General features: G+C 61.5%; 13 protein-coding genes. 6 read left to right on the top strand and 7 right to left on the bottom strand.

What is annotated here, in order from left to right; translation table 11 throughout:
* Nucleotides 1-144 precede the first annotated feature (144 nt).
* The 3 genes from ABIE49_RS31140 to ABIE49_RS31150 all read left to right on the top strand — a co-directional run bounded on the left by ABIE49_RS31140 (nucleotide 145) and on the right by ABIE49_RS31150 (nucleotide 3,574).
* A complete protein-coding gene (locus ABIE49_RS31140; RefSeq protein ID WP_192735144.1) occupies nucleotides 145-1,359 on the top strand; it encodes an acyl-CoA dehydrogenase in 1,215 nt (404 codons plus the stop codon).
* A 138-nt stretch (nucleotides 1,360-1,497) separates the two neighbouring features.
* A complete protein-coding gene (locus ABIE49_RS31145; RefSeq protein ID WP_192735143.1) occupies nucleotides 1,498-2,424 on the top strand; it encodes an MBL fold metallo-hydrolase in 927 nt (308 codons plus the stop codon).
* A 34-nt stretch (nucleotides 2,425-2,458) separates the two neighbouring features.
* Complete coding sequence (locus tag ABIE49_RS31150) at nucleotides 2,459-3,574, top strand: L,D-transpeptidase family protein (protein WP_354067095.1); 1,116 nt, start codon at nucleotides 2,459-2,461, stop codon at nucleotides 3,572-3,574.
* Between the two features lie 550 nt (nucleotides 3,575-4,124).
* Here the strand turns inward: ABIE49_RS31150 and ABIE49_RS31155 are convergent.
* From ABIE49_RS31155 to ABIE49_RS31170, 4 genes are all read right to left on the bottom strand, one after another.
* Nucleotides 4,125-5,084: an ABC transporter substrate-binding protein gene (locus tag ABIE49_RS31155; protein ID WP_192735142.1), complete on the bottom strand. Its 960-nt coding sequence runs from the start codon at nucleotides 5,082-5,084 to the stop codon at nucleotides 4,125-4,127.
* Between the two features lie 138 nt (nucleotides 5,085-5,222).
* Nucleotides 5,223-6,068, bottom strand: a complete 846-nt coding sequence (locus ABIE49_RS31160) for a DUF1499 domain-containing protein (protein WP_192735141.1) — start codon at nucleotides 6,066-6,068, stop codon at nucleotides 5,223-5,225.
* A gap of 150 nt (nucleotides 6,069-6,218) precedes the next feature.
* Complete coding sequence (locus ABIE49_RS31165; protein ID WP_354067096.1) at nucleotides 6,219-7,118, bottom strand: LysR family transcriptional regulator; 900 nt, start codon at nucleotides 7,116-7,118, stop codon at nucleotides 6,219-6,221.
* Nucleotides 7,119-7,557: 439 nt separating this feature from the next.
* Nucleotides 7,558-9,186: a fatty-acid--CoA ligase gene (locus ABIE49_RS31170; protein ID WP_192735140.1), complete on the bottom strand. Its 1,629-nt coding sequence runs from the start codon at nucleotides 9,184-9,186 to the stop codon at nucleotides 7,558-7,560.
* 82 nt (nucleotides 9,187-9,268) lie between these two features.
* Between ABIE49_RS31170 and ABIE49_RS31175 the strand changes: the two genes are divergently transcribed.
* The gene (locus tag ABIE49_RS31175; RefSeq protein WP_502915942.1) at nucleotides 9,269-10,387 is read left to right on the top strand and encodes an extensin family protein; all 1,119 of its coding nucleotides are present in this window, start codon (nucleotides 9,269-9,271) and stop codon (nucleotides 10,385-10,387) included.
* Between the two features lie 270 nt (nucleotides 10,388-10,657).
* Here the strand turns inward: ABIE49_RS31175 and ABIE49_RS31180 are convergent, their stop codons facing one another.
* Nucleotides 10,658-11,341, bottom strand: coding sequence for a L,D-transpeptidase (locus tag ABIE49_RS31180; RefSeq protein WP_192735138.1), 684 nt, complete (start codon nucleotides 11,339-11,341; stop codon nucleotides 10,658-10,660).
* Between the two features lie 399 nt (nucleotides 11,342-11,740).
* Between ABIE49_RS31180 and ABIE49_RS31185 the strand changes: the two genes are divergently transcribed.
* Together ABIE49_RS31185 and ABIE49_RS31190 are read left to right on the top strand one after the other, a co-directional pair.
* Entirely contained in the window at nucleotides 11,741-12,718 is a 978-nt protein-coding gene (locus ABIE49_RS31185) for a magnesium transporter CorA family protein (RefSeq protein ID WP_192735137.1), read from the top strand.
* 212 nt (nucleotides 12,719-12,930) lie between these two features.
* Entirely contained in the window at nucleotides 12,931-13,161 is a 231-nt protein-coding gene (locus tag ABIE49_RS31190) for a hypothetical protein (RefSeq protein WP_192735136.1), read from the top strand.
* Between the two features lie 40 nt (nucleotides 13,162-13,201).
* On the opposite strand, the gene ABIE49_RS31195 is transcribed toward ABIE49_RS31190, so the two are convergent.
* Entirely contained in the window at nucleotides 13,202-13,972 is a 771-nt protein-coding gene (locus tag ABIE49_RS31195; RefSeq protein ID WP_192735135.1) for a class I SAM-dependent methyltransferase, read from the bottom strand.
* Between the two features lie 66 nt (nucleotides 13,973-14,038).
* Complete coding sequence (locus tag ABIE49_RS31200; RefSeq protein ID WP_192735134.1) at nucleotides 14,039-14,791, bottom strand: SDR family NAD(P)-dependent oxidoreductase; 753 nt, start codon at nucleotides 14,789-14,791, stop codon at nucleotides 14,039-14,041.
* Nucleotides 14,792-14,842 lie beyond the last annotated feature (51 nt).

Raw genomic sequence — 14,842 nt, forward strand, 5'->3', positions numbered from 1 at the left:
CCAGACCCGGAATCTCGAGATTTCGGGTTCGCATCTTCGATGCGCCCCGGAATGACGGCGAGGCCCAATTCAATTGCGCTTCGGACGATAGCGCACTAATTTGGCCGCCAATCCAATCAGGACAGTGATGCGAAAGGGATTTTTATGAGCGTGCGCCCTCAGTCCAAGGACAAACCGACATCGGCGGGTTTCCAGTGGGATGATCCGTTCCTGCTCGACGAGCAGCTTACCGAAGACGAACGCATGATCCGCGACACCGCGCGAGCCTATGCGCAGGACAAGCTGCTGCCGCGCGTCACCAAGGCCTATCTCGAGGAAAAGACCGATCGCGAGATCTTCAACGAGATGGGCGAACTCGGCCTGATCGGCATCACGCTGCCGGAAGAATATGGCTGCGCCAGTGCAAGCTATGTCGCCTATGGCCTGGTGGCGCGTGAAATCGAACGCGTCGATTCCGGCTATCGTTCGATGAACTCCGTGCAGTCCTCGCTGGTGATGCACCCGATCTACGCCTATGGCGACGACAGCCAGCGCAAGAAATATCTGCCCAAGCTCGCGACCGGCGAATGGGTCGGCTGTTTCGGCCTGACCGAGCCGGATGCCGGCTCCGATCCCGGCGGCATGAAGACCCGTGCCGAGAAGGTCGCCGACGGCTACCGGCTGACCGGCAGCAAGATGTGGATTTCCAACGCGCCGATCGCCGACGTGTTCGTGGTCTGGGCCAAGTCGGCCGCGCATGACAATCAGATCCGCGGCTTCATCCTGGAAAAGGGCATGAAGGGCCTGTCGGCGCCGAAGATCGGCGGCAAGCTTTCGTTGCGTGCCTCGATCACCGGCGAGATCGTGATGGACGGCGTGGTGGTGCCGGAGAGCGCGCTGTTGCCCAACGTGTCCGGTCTGAAGGGCCCGTTCGGCTGCCTTAACCGCGCCCGCTACGGCATCTCCTGGGGCGTGATGGGCGCCGCTGAAGACTGCATGGCGCGCGCGCGCCAATACACGCTCGAGCGCAAGCAGTTTGGCCGGCCGCTGGCCGCAACCCAACTGGTGCAGAAGAAGCTCGCCGACATGCAGACCGAGATCTCGCTGGGCCTGCAGGCCTCCTTGCGGGTCGGCCGCCTGATGGACGAGGGCAAGGTGGCGCCGGAGATGATCTCGATCGTCAAGCGCAACAATTGCGGCAAGGCGCTCGACATCGCCCGCGTCGCCCGCGACATGCACGGCGGCAACGGCATCCAGATCGAATATCACGTGATGCGCCACTCTTCGAACCTGGAAACCGTCAACACCTATGAAGGCGCCCACGACGTCCACGCCCTGATCCTGGGCCGCGCGATCACGGGCATCCAGGCGTTTTCGTAAGGTAAGGCTGTAGCCAACTCGTCATGGCCGGGCTTGTCCCGGCCATCCACGTTTTTGGCTCGCAAAGTAAGACATGGATGCCCGGCACAAGGCCGGGCATGACGAGATCAAAAATCCGGAAATCGCGAGCATTCCCCCATGGCCGAAACCGAAGACGAAACCATCCCGTTCAACCGTGACTTCCCGCTTCAGCCGGGCGTCGTCGACGAAGCCCGGCCGGGCGTGCGGCGGGTGCTCTGCAACAATCCGAGCCCCTTCACCTTCACTGGCACGGTCAGTTACATCGTCGGCAAGGGCAAGGTCGCGATCATCGATCCCGGCCCGAACAATGAGGCGCATGCCAAGGCGCTGCTGGACGCCGTGCGCGGCGAAACCGTGACGCATATCCTGGTCACCCATACCCACAACGACCATTCGCCGAACACCGCGCGGATCAAGGCCGCGACCGGCGCGCCCGTCTACGCCGAGGGGCCGCACCGCGCCTCGCGGCCGCGCTTCGAGAGCGAGAAGCACAATCCTGAATCGGGCGCCGATCGCAACTTCCGGCCGGACATCGAGGTCAAGAACGGCGACACCATCGAAGGCTCCGGCTGGGCGCTGGAAGCGGTGGCAACCCCCGGCCACACCGCCAATCATCTGGCGTTCGCCTGGCCCGAGCGGAAGATCAGTTTCGTCGGCGACCACGTGATGGGCTGGTCGACCTCGATCGTGGCCCCGCCTGATGGCTCGATGATCGACTACATGGATTCGCTGGCGCGGCTGGAGAGCCGCCCTGAGGACCTGTATTTCTCAGGCCATGGGCCGGAAATTCCGGAAGGCCCGCGCTTTGTGCGTTTCCTGACCCGGCACCGCCGCGCGCGCGAAGCCTCGATCCTGCATCGTCTTGCCAAGGGCGAGACCGACATCGCGACCATGGTGCGCGCGATCTATATCGGCCTCGATCCGCGGCTGAGCGGTGCAGCCGGTTATTCGGTGCTGGCGCATCTGGAAGATCTGGTGTCGCGCGGCATCGTGGCGACCGACGGCGATCCCGTGATCGGCGGGTCCTATCGGATGGCTTCCTAGAACGAACCATCTTTCGTCACGTTCGAGGTAAGCAGTGATCCGCGCCATGGTCCGACGTGCACTTGTACTGACCGCGGCATTTGTCGCGGGGCTGGCGCCGGTCATATGCCTTGGCGAAAGCAACAATCGGTTACCGACCAAGGCAACAAGGGAACTTCCCCCTGAGCTGCTCTCGCTGCTCCAACAGAAGCAGATGCCCAAACATTCACCTATCGTGGTGCGCCTTTTCAAGGAAGAGGCTGAGCTCGAAGTCTGGAAACAGGACGCCACCGGCCGTTTCCAGATCCTCAAGACCTATCCGATCTGTCGGTGGTCCGGCGATCTTGGGCCGAAGCTGTACGAGGGCGACCGTCAGGCTCCAGAGGGATTCTATACAGTTACACCTGAGTTGATGAATCCCAACTCCAGCTTCTATCTTTCGATCAACCTCGGCTACCCCAACAGGTTCGACAAGGCGAACAACCGCGACGGCAGCTTCCTCATGATCCACGGCGACTGCTGGTCGAGCGGTTGCTATGCCATGACCGACGAACAGATCAGCGAGATTTATTCGCTGGCGCGCGACACATTCCTCGGCGGGCGGCCATCGTTCCAGGTCCAGGCCTATCCGTTCCGCTTGACGCCGGCGAATCTGGCGCGGCACCGAAATAATCCGAACCTGGCCTTCTGGAAAATGCTCAAGATCGGCAACGATCATTTCGAGACGACGCAACTCGAACCCAAGGTGGATGTGTGCAATCGCCGCTATGTATTCGATGCGCAACCTCCCCCAAATTCGCCGCATCCTCTTGTGTTCAATGCATCCGAAAAATGCCCATCCTTTGTCGTCAATCCGGAAATCGCGCGGCGGGCGCGGGAAAAAAATCGCACCGACGAGCTCGAATACGCCCAATTGCTTGAAGACAATTTGCCGGTTGCCCCGATCTACAGCGGATTGGACGGCGGAATGAACAAGGCTTTTCTCGCGCGGTTTCCGGGCAGAGTGACGCTTGCGAAAGTGATGCCGTATGCATCTTACCTGCCGCACTTGCCGCCGATCCCCTGGATCGACAACGATGGCTCGTTGACGAGCAAATGGTTTGGCACTTCATTCTCCAAACCGATTGTGTGTGATCCGGCTCGTGCCAGCTTCCCATCGAGCCGGTGCTGAACTCTTGTCCAACGTCCGCTATGCGTCAAACACGTCACTTTGACAGCGCGCCGCAAACTTCCGCTTCTCCCCGATCAGCGGACATTCCCGATCAGGTGCGTCACGGCGGGCTACAAAAGCTTGCGCCACTAGATGGAACTAGAAATCAATCCTTATCGTGCGAGTACTTCTCCAAAAGGAGCCGATTATACTCATCTCTCACAGCTCTTCGTGAAACATGCCCTTTTCGCTCTTTGGCAATCTTCAGAAGATCAGGATCAGTTGGTGCCCGTGATTTCTTTCTGAATCTGGCAAAGAGTTGGCTAGTAGGCTCCGGGGTTCTTCCAAACAGCCGGTCAAACCATCCCATTGTGTCCTCACCGTTCATACTGCGAATTACGACACTCTATCACCTTGAATTTAGGACACTAGGGTCGGCTTGCGCCTTGGCCGGCTCGCCGGCTTCTTGGTGACTGGCGACGTCCATTTTGTCGCGCATAACAGACTCAAGCGGACATCTCGCCATGTCCGAAACGCCACAACGAGCCCCATGCGTCGCAACAAGAACGCTTTATTCGATCACCTCGTCCGCGCGAGCGGCCACCTCGGGCGGCAGTTGCAGGCCGAATTGCCGTGCAGCTTTTTGGTTCACGACCAACTCAAATTCGGTTGGCGCTTGAACAGGCAGTTCGGCAGGATTGGCACCGCGCAAGATTCGATCAACATAGGATGCTGCGCCTGCGATATTCTTGTCGATATTCACCCCGTACGACATGAGGCCGCCGGCGTCGCAGAAGGCGCGAAGCGGGTAGATCGCCGGTAGCCTGCACTGCGCAACCAGCGCAGCAACCTGAACACGTCGGACAAAAGTGATCGCATCCGGCAGAAAAATGAGCCCACCATTCGGCTGATCTTTGAGCGAGCGAATAAGACGATCAATATCGGAACTATCGCCGCTCGGCGTTTCAATCGAGGCAATCCCTACTTTGCTCGCGACTTCATCAATTGACTTGCGAAACGCCGAGGAATTGTTGCCCGGTTCAGGGTTATAAACAATCCCTATGTGCTCGACGTTTGGCGCCACTTCCTTGATCAGCGAAACCCATTTACCGCCGAGGGATGGTTCAAATGGCGTAAAGCCAGTTACGTTGCCCCCGGGCTTCGAGAAACTGTTGACGTAATGCATTCTGACTGGATCGCTGACCATCGCGAAAACGGTCGGAATGTTAGAATGTTCGGCATGCAGTGCGGCCATAGATGTGTTTGTCACTGCGAACAGAACATCAGGCTGCAAAGCGAGCAGCTCCCGAGCATATGCCTGTGAAAGATTAGTATCGCCCTGAGTTATTCGATGTTCGATCTGGAGATTCCGGCCGAGCATCCACCCCTTCTCTCTGAGAGTTGTTTCGAGAACGTTAGCTTGAGTTGGCGAGGCTATGAGAGCCCCGACACGACGCGCACGACCTTGAGCGCTCGCAGGGCCGACGCTGGCGAGCAGCGCAGCACCGAGAATGAACTCCCGTCTCCTCATCCGCCGCCCTCAGACTACAGTTGCAGTCGATGGTATCGCGCCGCCCAAAGGGTTGGTAGAGGCTTGTGTCCGTTAGGGGGCAGCATTCACGTCGGTTCTGCCTCCGCAGGAGCGGGCGAGGGAGCACGGGCCAGCGGGCTACTGCTTCTTCACCGTCTTGGCCGGTGCCTTCGCCGGCGCCGCCGGTTTCTTGGTGGCCGGTTTGGTGTCGGCCACGGTGTTGATGTCCTCGATCAGCTTGGTGACGCGCGCGGCGTTGCTGCCGAGGTCGCTGTCGAAATAGCGTGAGGCGGAGCGGATATCGACGCGGGAATCCTCGCCGTCGGCCTTGATGCGGATCGAGACGTCTTCGCGAAATCCCATGATCATCGTTTGCGCGATCGCCTCGATGCGCCCCTCGCGGCGCGCCTGCGGCGGGCGTTCGTCGACGACGCGCCATTTGCGCTTGTTGACGAGCGCGAGCGTGATCTCATAGGCACGCTGTGCCGGGACTTCGAGCTCCACCGTCTCGATGTCAGGGTAAGCGACGCGCTGCTGCTCGGCGGAATACAGCCCGGCATAAACCGCGGGATTGGTGCCGTCGCCGGCGCGCAGCCGCGCCAGCGCCTCGAACCGCGGCGGGTCGATCGAATCGGTGGTGATGTCGTAGATCCGCGGCAGCTTGCGGTATTGCAAAGCCAGATAGGCGGGGTAGGCGAGGATGGCGGCGTCGATCAACAGCGCCAGCAGGATGCGGCCCATGCCGCGCGAACCGTTCTGCCAGATCGCGGCAAACGCGGCGAGGCCGACCAGGATGGAGAGGCCAGCCAAGCCCAGGGCGCCGAAGAACGTCGCCAGCGCCGGCTTCATTTCGAGGAAGCCGAAGCGGACGATCATGATCGAGACCACCACCGCAATCAGTGAGAACAGTGCGAGGTTGCGCGCCCATGTGGCGAGGCTGGACACGGGCTCCGTCTGGTAGGGAGCGGAAAACCTGCGGGCCATCCTCAAACTTCCATCATGAATTCAGGCGCTGTTCCGGTCAAAATACTGGCGACCCGGCGCGTCTTGAACTAGCGCATTTTCCGCACCCGTGGAAAGCAGCTTGCGCCGGAAAATCAGTCCAAATGGTGGTGCAAGGAGCATCAGGGCGCGTCATGCCGGATGGCTGAACTGCGTGACCACAAAGTCGATAAACGCCTTGATGCGCGGGGCGCGGTGGCGGCCGGGGGCGGTCAGCGCATGGATCGGAAACGTCTCGGGGATGTGGCTATCCCCGAGCAACGGAACGAGGGTGCCTTGCTGTATTGCCCGCGCGACCATGAAATCCGCCAACCTGGCGATGCCGAGCCCGGCTACCGCCATATCGAGCAGCAGGTCGGCGCTGTCGCTGGTAAATGTGCCTGACACGGCGAGGCGGTTGATGCCTTCATGGGTGTGGAAGGGCCATTGCGACCACGCCGGCCCGGGCAGCGTCAGGCAATTATGCTGCTGCAGATCGGCCGGCACGCGCGGCGATCCGTGTTGCTTCAAATAGAGCGGACTGGCGCAAATAACCCGTGTCGCGTCACCGAGCTTGCGCGCCACAAGGGTTGAGTCGCCGAGCGCGCCGGACCGGATGGCGACGTCGACCTGCTCGGCAACGAGGTCGACCTGGTGGTCGGAAACATGAAGCTCGACGCTGATCTCTGGATATTTGGCGAGGAAAACAGGAAGGGCGGGCCCGAGTATCTGTTTGGCGAGGGCTGTCCCGACGCTGATCCGCAAATGGCCGCGTGGCAGCCGGCTGGCCGCCGTTACCTCGGCTTCAGCCGCTTCGATCGATGCGAGGATGTCCCGGCTCCGGGCCAGAAACAGGTCGCCCTCGGCGGTCAAAGCGAGCCTGCGCGTGGTCCTGGTCAGGAGGCGCACACCCAGCCGGTCTTCGATGCGCGTGACCAGCTTGGACAGGGCAGAGGGGGTCACGCCGAGGTCGTCTGCGGCGGCGGCAAAGCTGCCCCGCTCGACCACCCTCACGAACCCATTCATCTCGGCCGAGGCTGCGTTGATATTCATGAATTAGGTTCATGAGTGAATGTAAATGCTAGCCGATTATATCACGTCAAAAACGTAATAATAGTGGTCGCAGTCAATAAAGGAGCGGCCGCTATGTCTTGGGAAAAGAAGCTGCACGGTCACGTAAGGGCTGTTGAAGGCGCGCTGCGCCATCCGGACGGCAGCCCCGATATCGCTGCTTACGGCAGGATCGCTCACCACCAGCGGGACGCGGCCGTCGTTGCCGCCGTGCAGGACACAGCCCGCAGCCTGCGCGCGATGTGGTCGTCGATCTGGCGTGTCTTGGGTGGGTCCTTGGGCCGGTCGGGGCGCATCCGATTGAATGCGCCCCTCCGAGGCTAGAGCGTTTTCCAGCGAAGTGGACACCGGTTCGCATCAAGAAAACGCGTCAAACCAAAGAATCTAGAGCCCCGTTCCGATTTTTCGGAACGGGAAAGGTCTAGGCCGCCGCGTTCGGGAAACGGTAGCTCTTGAACTGGTCGCGCAGAGCGGTCTTCAGGATCTTGCCGGTCGCGGTGTGCGGAATGCCCTCGACGAAAGCCACGTCGTCCGGCATCCACCATTTCGCGATCTTGCCATCCATGAATTTCAGGATGTCCTCGCGGCTTGCCTGCTGGCCGGCCTTGAGTTGCACGATCAGGAGCGGGCGCTCGTCCCATTTGGGATGATAGATGCCGATCACGGCGGCCTCTGCCACCGCGGGATGGCCGACCGCGAGGTTCTCCAGATCGATCGATGAAATCCACTCGCCGCCAGACTTGATAACGTCCTTGGAGCGATCGGTGATCCGCATGTAGCCGTGCTGGTCGATGGTCGCGACGTCGCCGGTGTCGAAATAGCCGTGCTCGTCGAGGATCTCGCTGTCGACCTTGAAATAGGCCTTCGCGACCGCAGGTCCTGCGACCTTGAGCCGGCCAAAGGTCTTGCCGTCCCACGGCAATTCCTTGCCGGCATCGTCGGTGATCTTCATCTGCACTCCGAACGGCGGATACCCTTGCGTCTGCAGGATATCGAGCCGTTCCTCGCCGCCGAGTTCGGCAAACGGCGGCTTCAGCGCCGCCACGGTGCCGATCGGGCTCATCTCGGTCATGCCCCAGGCGTGGCGCACGCGAACGCCCATGCCGACGAACGACTTGATCATCGAGCGCGGCATCGCCGAGCCGCCGCACACCACGCTCTTCAGGTGGGGCAGTTTCAGGTTTCCGGCGGCCATGTGATTGAGCAGCATCAGCCACACCGTCGGCACGCCGGCGGTGTGCGTGACCTTCTCGGTGTCGAGAAGCTCATAGACCGAAGCACCGTCGAGCTTGGCGCCCGGCATCACGAGCTTGGTGCCCATCGAGGGCGCGGAGAACGCGATGCCCCAGCTGTTGGCGTGGAACAACGGCACCACCGGCAGCATTGTCTCGGCGGCGCTGGTGCCGAGCGCGTCGACATTGTTGGCCATCAACCCGTGCAGCACGTTGGAGCGGTGCGAATACAACACGCCTTTTGGATCGCCCGTCGTACCCGAGGTGTAGCACATCGCGGCTGCGGTATTCTCGTCGAAGGTCTTCCACTCGAACTTGCCGTCGGCTTCCGCGATCCAGTCCTCATAGGCGACCGCGTTCTTCAGCGTGGTCTGCGGCATGTGGGACTTGTCGGTGAATACGATGTAGCGTTCGACGCTGGGCAGGCTGCCCGCGATCTTTTCCAGGATCGGAATAAAGGTGAGATCGGTCATCACCACGCGGTCTTGCGCATGGTTGATGATCCAGGCGATCTGGTCGGGGAACAGCCGCGGGTTGACGGTATGGCAGATCGCGCCAATGCCCATGATGCCGTACCAGGCTTCAAGGTGGCGCCAGGTGTTCCATGCGATGGTGGCGACGCGGTCACCGAGCTTGATGCCGTCGCGGTCGAGGCGCTGCGAGACTTTCAGCGCGCGATCGCGAATTTCGGCGTAATTGGTGCGATGAATGGGCCCTTCGACCGACCGCGTGACGACCTCTTGCGTACCGTGATACTGCGCCGCGTGTTCGATAATCCGGTGGCAAAGCAAAGGCCAGTCTTGCATCAATCCGAGCATACGCACGTCCCTCCCAAAGGTTATTTCCTCGCGCATGATCCGCCAAAGTGCGAGCGTTCTGGCGTGCGATCATGGAATTGACATGAACTGTAGCGCGGAGAAAGCAAGCCGAAAATGGGCTTTTGGCGCCTTTGGTCGCACAGCGGCGGCAATGGTTACCGTTGCGGTGGGCCTGCTTCTGCCAGGTGTGTTCTGCGAACCGGCCCTGGCGGCCAAAGCCTCCCGATCGACGCCTTGGGGCGACCTGTTCGGGATCCACCCGCCGAAGCCGCGGGCAAAGGTCCACCGTGCGGTGGTGCCGCTCCCGCAGCCGCGCCCGGCCGATGCCCCCTCCGCTGAGGAGCTCGCCAAAGAAGCTGTCAAAGAAACTGCCAAGGGGACCACGAAGGAAGGCAAGCCCACCGAACAGGCCACACCCCAGCCACCTCCGCCCTCGGCCTGCCGGCTGGCACTGACGGAGGCCATCGCCATCGCCCCCAGCATCCCCGATATCCGTGGTGCCGGCGGCTGTGGAGGCGAGGATCTGGTGCGGCTCGAGGCGATCGTGTTGCCGGACAAGCGTCAGGTCTCGGTGAAGCCGGCGGCGATCCTGCGCTGCGCGATGGCCTCTGCATTGGCGGACTGGATCCGGACCGACATCGCGCCGCTGGCGGCGCGCCTCGGCAGCACGATCAGCGATCTCGACAATTTCGACTCGTTCGAATGCCGCGGCCGCAACCGCATCGTCGGCGCAAGACTCTCCGAACACGGCCGCGCCAATGCGCTCGACGTCCGCGCCCTCAAGCTGGCCAATGGCCGCTCAATCTCGCTCACCGATCGCACCGTGCCGCGCGAGGTGCGCGAAGCCGTGCTGCATTCGGCGTGCGCGCGGTTCTCGACGGTGCTGGGTCCGGGGTCGGACTGGTACCACGAGGACCACATCCATCTCGATCTCATGGAACGGCGGAATAACTACCGGATCTGCCAATGGAACGTGTGGGACCCGCTGCCGCAGACAGCGCCGCTGATGCCGGCCGAGCGGCCGGAAGAGGCGCCGCCACGCGAGGTTGCCGCAAAACCCGACGGGTCCAAATCCGACGCTGCCAAACCCGCGGCGGCGAAATCCGGCGCCGCCCCGGCGGATAAGAAATCCGATGCGGCAACGTCCGAACCCGGACCCACGCCCACAACAAAAAAGCGCCGGCAAAACCGGCGCTCGTGATTGTCCTCTTTGCGGCGTTCACCAGTCGCGCCCAATACGTGACGATTCATTGGCGTAACTCCAGCGTTTACGTGCCGGTTTGGGCTGGTTGCGGAAGATCGCTGTGTCATTCTGGCCGCATTGCCGCGAACCCATGGATTTCGGTCGATATTTTGGCCACACCCTCGTTTCAATGCTGCCGATTGCGCAGGTTGGCCGCGAGAGCGCACGGCCAAACAAAAACGCCGGCAAAGCCGGCGTTTTGATCTCGTTGCGAGGGGATGCAATCCGCTATTGCGTGATCGAACTGCCGCCGCCCTGGAGCGCCATCTTCGAATTGTACGGCGAGTCACCCTGCTTGGGGTCGAGCACCACCACGATCGTGCCTTGCTTGACCTTGCTGTAGAGGTCGATGACGTCCTCATTGGTCATGCGAATGCAGCCCGAGGAAATCGATGCGCCGATATATTCCGGCTGGTTGGTACCGTGAATCCGGAACAGGGTGTCGCGGCCGCCCTGGTAGAGATAGAGCGCGCGGGCGCCGAGCGGATTGTCGACGCCGCCGGGCACCGACGCGGGCAGGCCTTCGATACGCTTGTGGATATCAGCGGTCGGCGTCCATTTCGGCCATTCAGCCATGTTGCCGACCTTGGCAATGCCGGAGAAGGCCAAGGCTTCTTCGCCGACGGTGATGCCGTAACGGATCGCCTTGCCGCCGTCCTGCACCAGGTAAAGATAATGGTTGTCGGAATCGACCACGATCGTGCCGGGCAGTTCGCGGCGATGATAGTCGACGATGGCGCGGCGGAACGGTTCGGCCACGGCGACCTTGGCGTAACGCGCCTTTGCCAGCTGGGCCTTGTCATTCGGCTTGAGCGTGGCCTCGGGCGCGGCCTGATAGCTCGTGGTCTGCATGCAGCCCGACAACATCAGCCCTGCAGCCAGAATTCCCAACTTTGCCTTCAGCGACGTCATTGCGCACTTCCAATCGACAATACTGCGGTTACGCGCCAAATTGCGTCGCAAACGCCACGATTCCAATAATCCCATTATTGGCAAAAACCGGTAATTATTCCAGTGCTTAGACACTTGTTCGGCGCTGCGGCAGCCTGGCTGTGGCTTTTATGCCGCAAGTTTTTCGATTTCCGGTTGATTTTTAGGCAGCGCTGGCGCCCTTGCCGAATCGTGGCCACGCTACCGCCACCCCATCGCCATAAATGTGGATGGAGGGTTAATACGCCAGTCATCAAGCGCTTGCCAGAATCGCGTTTAGTCCGCTCGGTGCCTGTGGCGTTTTCGTGCGGAGCGGGTACGGGTTTCGCGTGAAGAAGACACGCCAGAACCAACGACCGCTGCCCTGTTCCGGAGTTTCCCATGTTGTCAGTGTACGTCCCCTCTGAATCCACCCTGAAGAAAGTCGAGGTGCCAGAACCGGCGACGCTGCCGGAGGCCGCGGTCTGGATCGACATGGTGAAACCGACGAGCGAGGAAGACCGCGCGGTGGAGCGGCTGACCGGGATCGCGGTGCCGACCCGGGAGGACATGCAGGAGATCGAGATTTCGAGCCGGCTCTATATCGAGAACGGTGCGCGCTACATGACCGCGACGCTGATGTGCCATTCCGACACCGACATGCCGCGGACGACGGCCGTCACCTTCATCATGGCCGGTCACCGGTTGGTAACCGTGCGCTACGACATGCCGAAGCCGTTTGCCCTGGTGGAGAACAAGCTGGGGCGATCGTGCATGCCAGGCATAACCGGCGAAATGGTGCTGATGGAACTTGTCGACGCGGTGATCGACCGTTGCGCCGACATTCTGGAGAAGGTCGGCGCCGACGTCGATCAGGTTTCCCATGACATCTTCGAACCCGAAAGCGAGCGTCACGGCCAGGCCAAGCGATATTCGCAGATCCTGATCGCGATCGGGCGCAAGGGGGATTTGACCTCGAAGGTCCGCGAGAGCCTGGTCTCGGTCGGCCGCGTCGTCACTTTCCTCTCGGCGGTCATGGAAGGCGTCAAATGGTCCAAGGACATGCGCGAGCAGCTCAAGACCATGCAGCGCGACGTCGCCTCGCTGACCGATCACGCGTCCTACCTGTCCAACAAGATCACCTTCGTGCTCGACGCCATGCTGGGCGTCGTCAATCTCGAGCAGAACAACATCATCAAGCTGTTCTCGGTGATGGCCGTGGTCTTGATGCCGCCGACGCTGATCGCCTCGATCTACGGCATGAATTTCAAGGCGATGCCGGAGCTCGAATGGGCGCACGGCTATCCGATGGCGCTGGTGATGATGCTCATGGCAGCCGTGCTGCCTTACTTTCTTTTCAGATGGAAGAAGTGGCTGTAGTCGCAACCTGATTGTGCGCGACAGTGACTGTCGTCACCGAGGTGGCCGTAGTAACCGAGATGTTAAGGCGCGCGCATGATCTCGGGGGCATTCATGCACCTTCAAAAAAAACAGGAAGCTGCCCCAATTGTACGAGTAAAATTTGAGCGTCGCGATGAACCTTTGCGCGACGGCTTTCTGCGATAACGCAGTCACAAGCCGCGAGGACAGCAATGGTTGAAAAATTCATAACGTCACCCCGCAACGTCATCGATTTTGCGAGCTACCAACAGGGCCGCATCGTTGGCAAGGCGCAGGCGATCGCGGCGCGGCTCTGCCGGCATTGCGGTGCTGCGCTTGCCGATGGCGAGAACGAAGACGAATGCTCGAGCGCCTTCAACGTCGAGACGCGTGACCTGCGAACCGCGCCAAGGAAAACGCGGAGCAAGTTTTACGCGGAGTGATCTGAACGAGCGGCAGCCTGATCACGCTTGGCTGTCCAGTCTATCGCTTCACCTGCTGCGCCGTCGTCACCACGACCTCGGTGAGGTGGCCGTCGCGGCTCAAGGGAAGCAGACGCTGCTCAACATCACGCAGCATCGCTTCCACCTTGTCGCCAAGCACATCAGGCGAGGATGACGAGAAGGTGAGCACCCGGCGCGCCAGGTCGCGCACGCTGACCTCGTGGCTGGTCTCGACCCTGATCACATCGGCCGCGTGAAACCGCGTGCCGGCGAAAAAGCCCGCCAGATCCCGATGGGTTCGCGCGCCGCTCCCTGCCTCCGACCACAGGCTTTCCTTCGACCAGGTACGCCGCGTGGTGTTGTAGTCGTCGAGCCACGGGTTGCGTCCATCCGTGGCAGAGAAAGATGCGCAAACGAGAATGACGCCGTCGGGCACCACCAGCTGCTCGAGGCGCGCCAGCGTAGCTTCGCGATCCATCCAATGTAGCGCCCTCCCGATCGTCACGACATCGAAGCCGCCGATGTCATCAGGCAGGTCTTCGGCCTTGCCTGCGATCAAGGTGAAAGCCTGTGAAGTGTGCTTCGCCGCTTTGTCAGCGGCGGCGAGCATGGCCGGCTCCGGATCGACGCCGACGATGCGGCCGACATAAGGGGCAAAGCCGAGCGCCAGCAGCCCGGGCCCGGTCCCGAGGTCGATGAGCGCGTGTTGCTTCCCGAATGCGAGCCGCTGCGCCACCTCGCGAAAGAAGGCGGGCGGATAAGGCGGCCGCAATTCCTCGTACAGCGCAACCGTGGTGGCAAAGCGTCCCATGGTGAGGCCGACAACCCTCTCGTCGATCGGAACGGGTGCAGGATCGCACCCGCACCGCACGAGCGGCTAAACGTGCTGGCCGCCGTTGATGTGGATCTCGGCGCCGTTCACGTAACTGCTGGTTTCGGTGCACAGCACGTAGATGATCTTGGCCACCTCGTCCGGTGTGCCGAGGCGGTGCATCGGAATCTGCTGGTCGACGATCTTCTCGGTGCCCGGCGACAGGATCGATGTGTCGATCTCGCCCGGCGCGATCGAATTGACGCGGACGCCGACGCGGCCGAAATCGGACGCCATTTCACGTGTGAGTGAAGCAAGTGCCGCCTTCGACGTCGCATAGGCCACGCCCGCGAACGGATGCACGCGCGAGCCCGCGATCGAGGTGACGTTCACCACCGAGCCCTTGGTGGCCTTCAATTCCTCGATCAGCCCGCGCGCCATCATGATGGGTGCGAAGAAGTTCACCCGGAAAACATGGCTCCAGGTCTCGATGTCGGTATCCATGGTGCCCATCCGCGTGCCTTCCGCGGTCTTCGGCGAAATCGCGGCGTTGTTGACCAGCGCATGCAGCGCGCCGCCTTCGAGGCGTTCGCGGATTTCCGAAATCGCCCGCGTGGTGTCGGCATGGTCGCCAAGATCGACCTGGATGTGATCCTCAGGCCCGGCGTCCCACGGGCAGTTGTCGGGGAAGGGATGCCGCGAGCAGGTGATGACGCGCCAGCCGGCCGACGAAAAGCGGATCACCGTGGCATGGCCGATGCCGCGGCTGGCTCCGGTCAGGAGCAACGTGCGTCGCGGCGCATTGGTGGTTGGCTGCATAAACGTTTCTCTTGTTTTCCGTCATCGCCGGGCAAAGTAGTCTGCTTTTGC

This window comes from Bradyrhizobium sp. OAE829 (assembly GCF_040546575.1).
Taxonomy (GTDB): domain Bacteria; phylum Pseudomonadota; class Alphaproteobacteria; order Rhizobiales; family Xanthobacteraceae; genus Bradyrhizobium.

Bases quoted from the DNA above. Each gene is read 5' to 3' on its own strand.
- ABIE49_RS31140 (WP_192735144.1), top strand. From the start codon at position 145: ATGAGCGTGCGCCCTCAGTCCAAGGACAAACCGACATCGGCGGGTTTC.
- ABIE49_RS31145 (WP_192735143.1), top strand. From the start codon at position 1,498: ATGGCCGAAACCGAAGACGAAACCATCCCGTTCAACCGTGACTTCCCG.
- ABIE49_RS31155 (WP_192735142.1), bottom strand. From the start codon at position 5,084: ATGAGGAGACGGGAGTTCATTCTCGGTGCTGCGCTGCTCGCCAGCGTC.
- ABIE49_RS31160 (WP_192735141.1), bottom strand. From the start codon at position 6,068: ATGGCCCGCAGGTTTTCCGCTCCCTACCAGACGGAGCCCGTGTCCAGC.
- ABIE49_RS31165 (WP_354067096.1), bottom strand. From the start codon at position 7,118: ATGAATATCAACGCAGCCTCGGCCGAGATGAATGGGTTCGTGAGGGTG.
- ABIE49_RS31170 (WP_192735140.1), bottom strand. From the start codon at position 9,186: ATGCTCGGATTGATGCAAGACTGGCCTTTGCTTTGCCACCGGATTATC.
- ABIE49_RS31175 (WP_502915942.1), top strand. From the start codon at position 9,269: ATGAACTGTAGCGCGGAGAAAGCAAGCCGAAAATGGGCTTTTGGCGCC.
- ABIE49_RS31180 (WP_192735138.1), bottom strand. From the start codon at position 11,341: ATGACGTCGCTGAAGGCAAAGTTGGGAATTCTGGCTGCAGGGCTGATG.
- ABIE49_RS31185 (WP_192735137.1), top strand. From the start codon at position 11,741: ATGTTGTCAGTGTACGTCCCCTCTGAATCCACCCTGAAGAAAGTCGAG.
- ABIE49_RS31190 (WP_192735136.1), top strand. From the start codon at position 12,931: ATGGTTGAAAAATTCATAACGTCACCCCGCAACGTCATCGATTTTGCG.
- ABIE49_RS31195 (WP_192735135.1), bottom strand. From the start codon at position 13,972: ATGGGACGCTTTGCCACCACGGTTGCGCTGTACGAGGAATTGCGGCCG.
- ABIE49_RS31200 (WP_192735134.1), bottom strand. From the start codon at position 14,791: ATGCAGCCAACCACCAATGCGCCGCGACGCACGTTGCTCCTGACCGGA.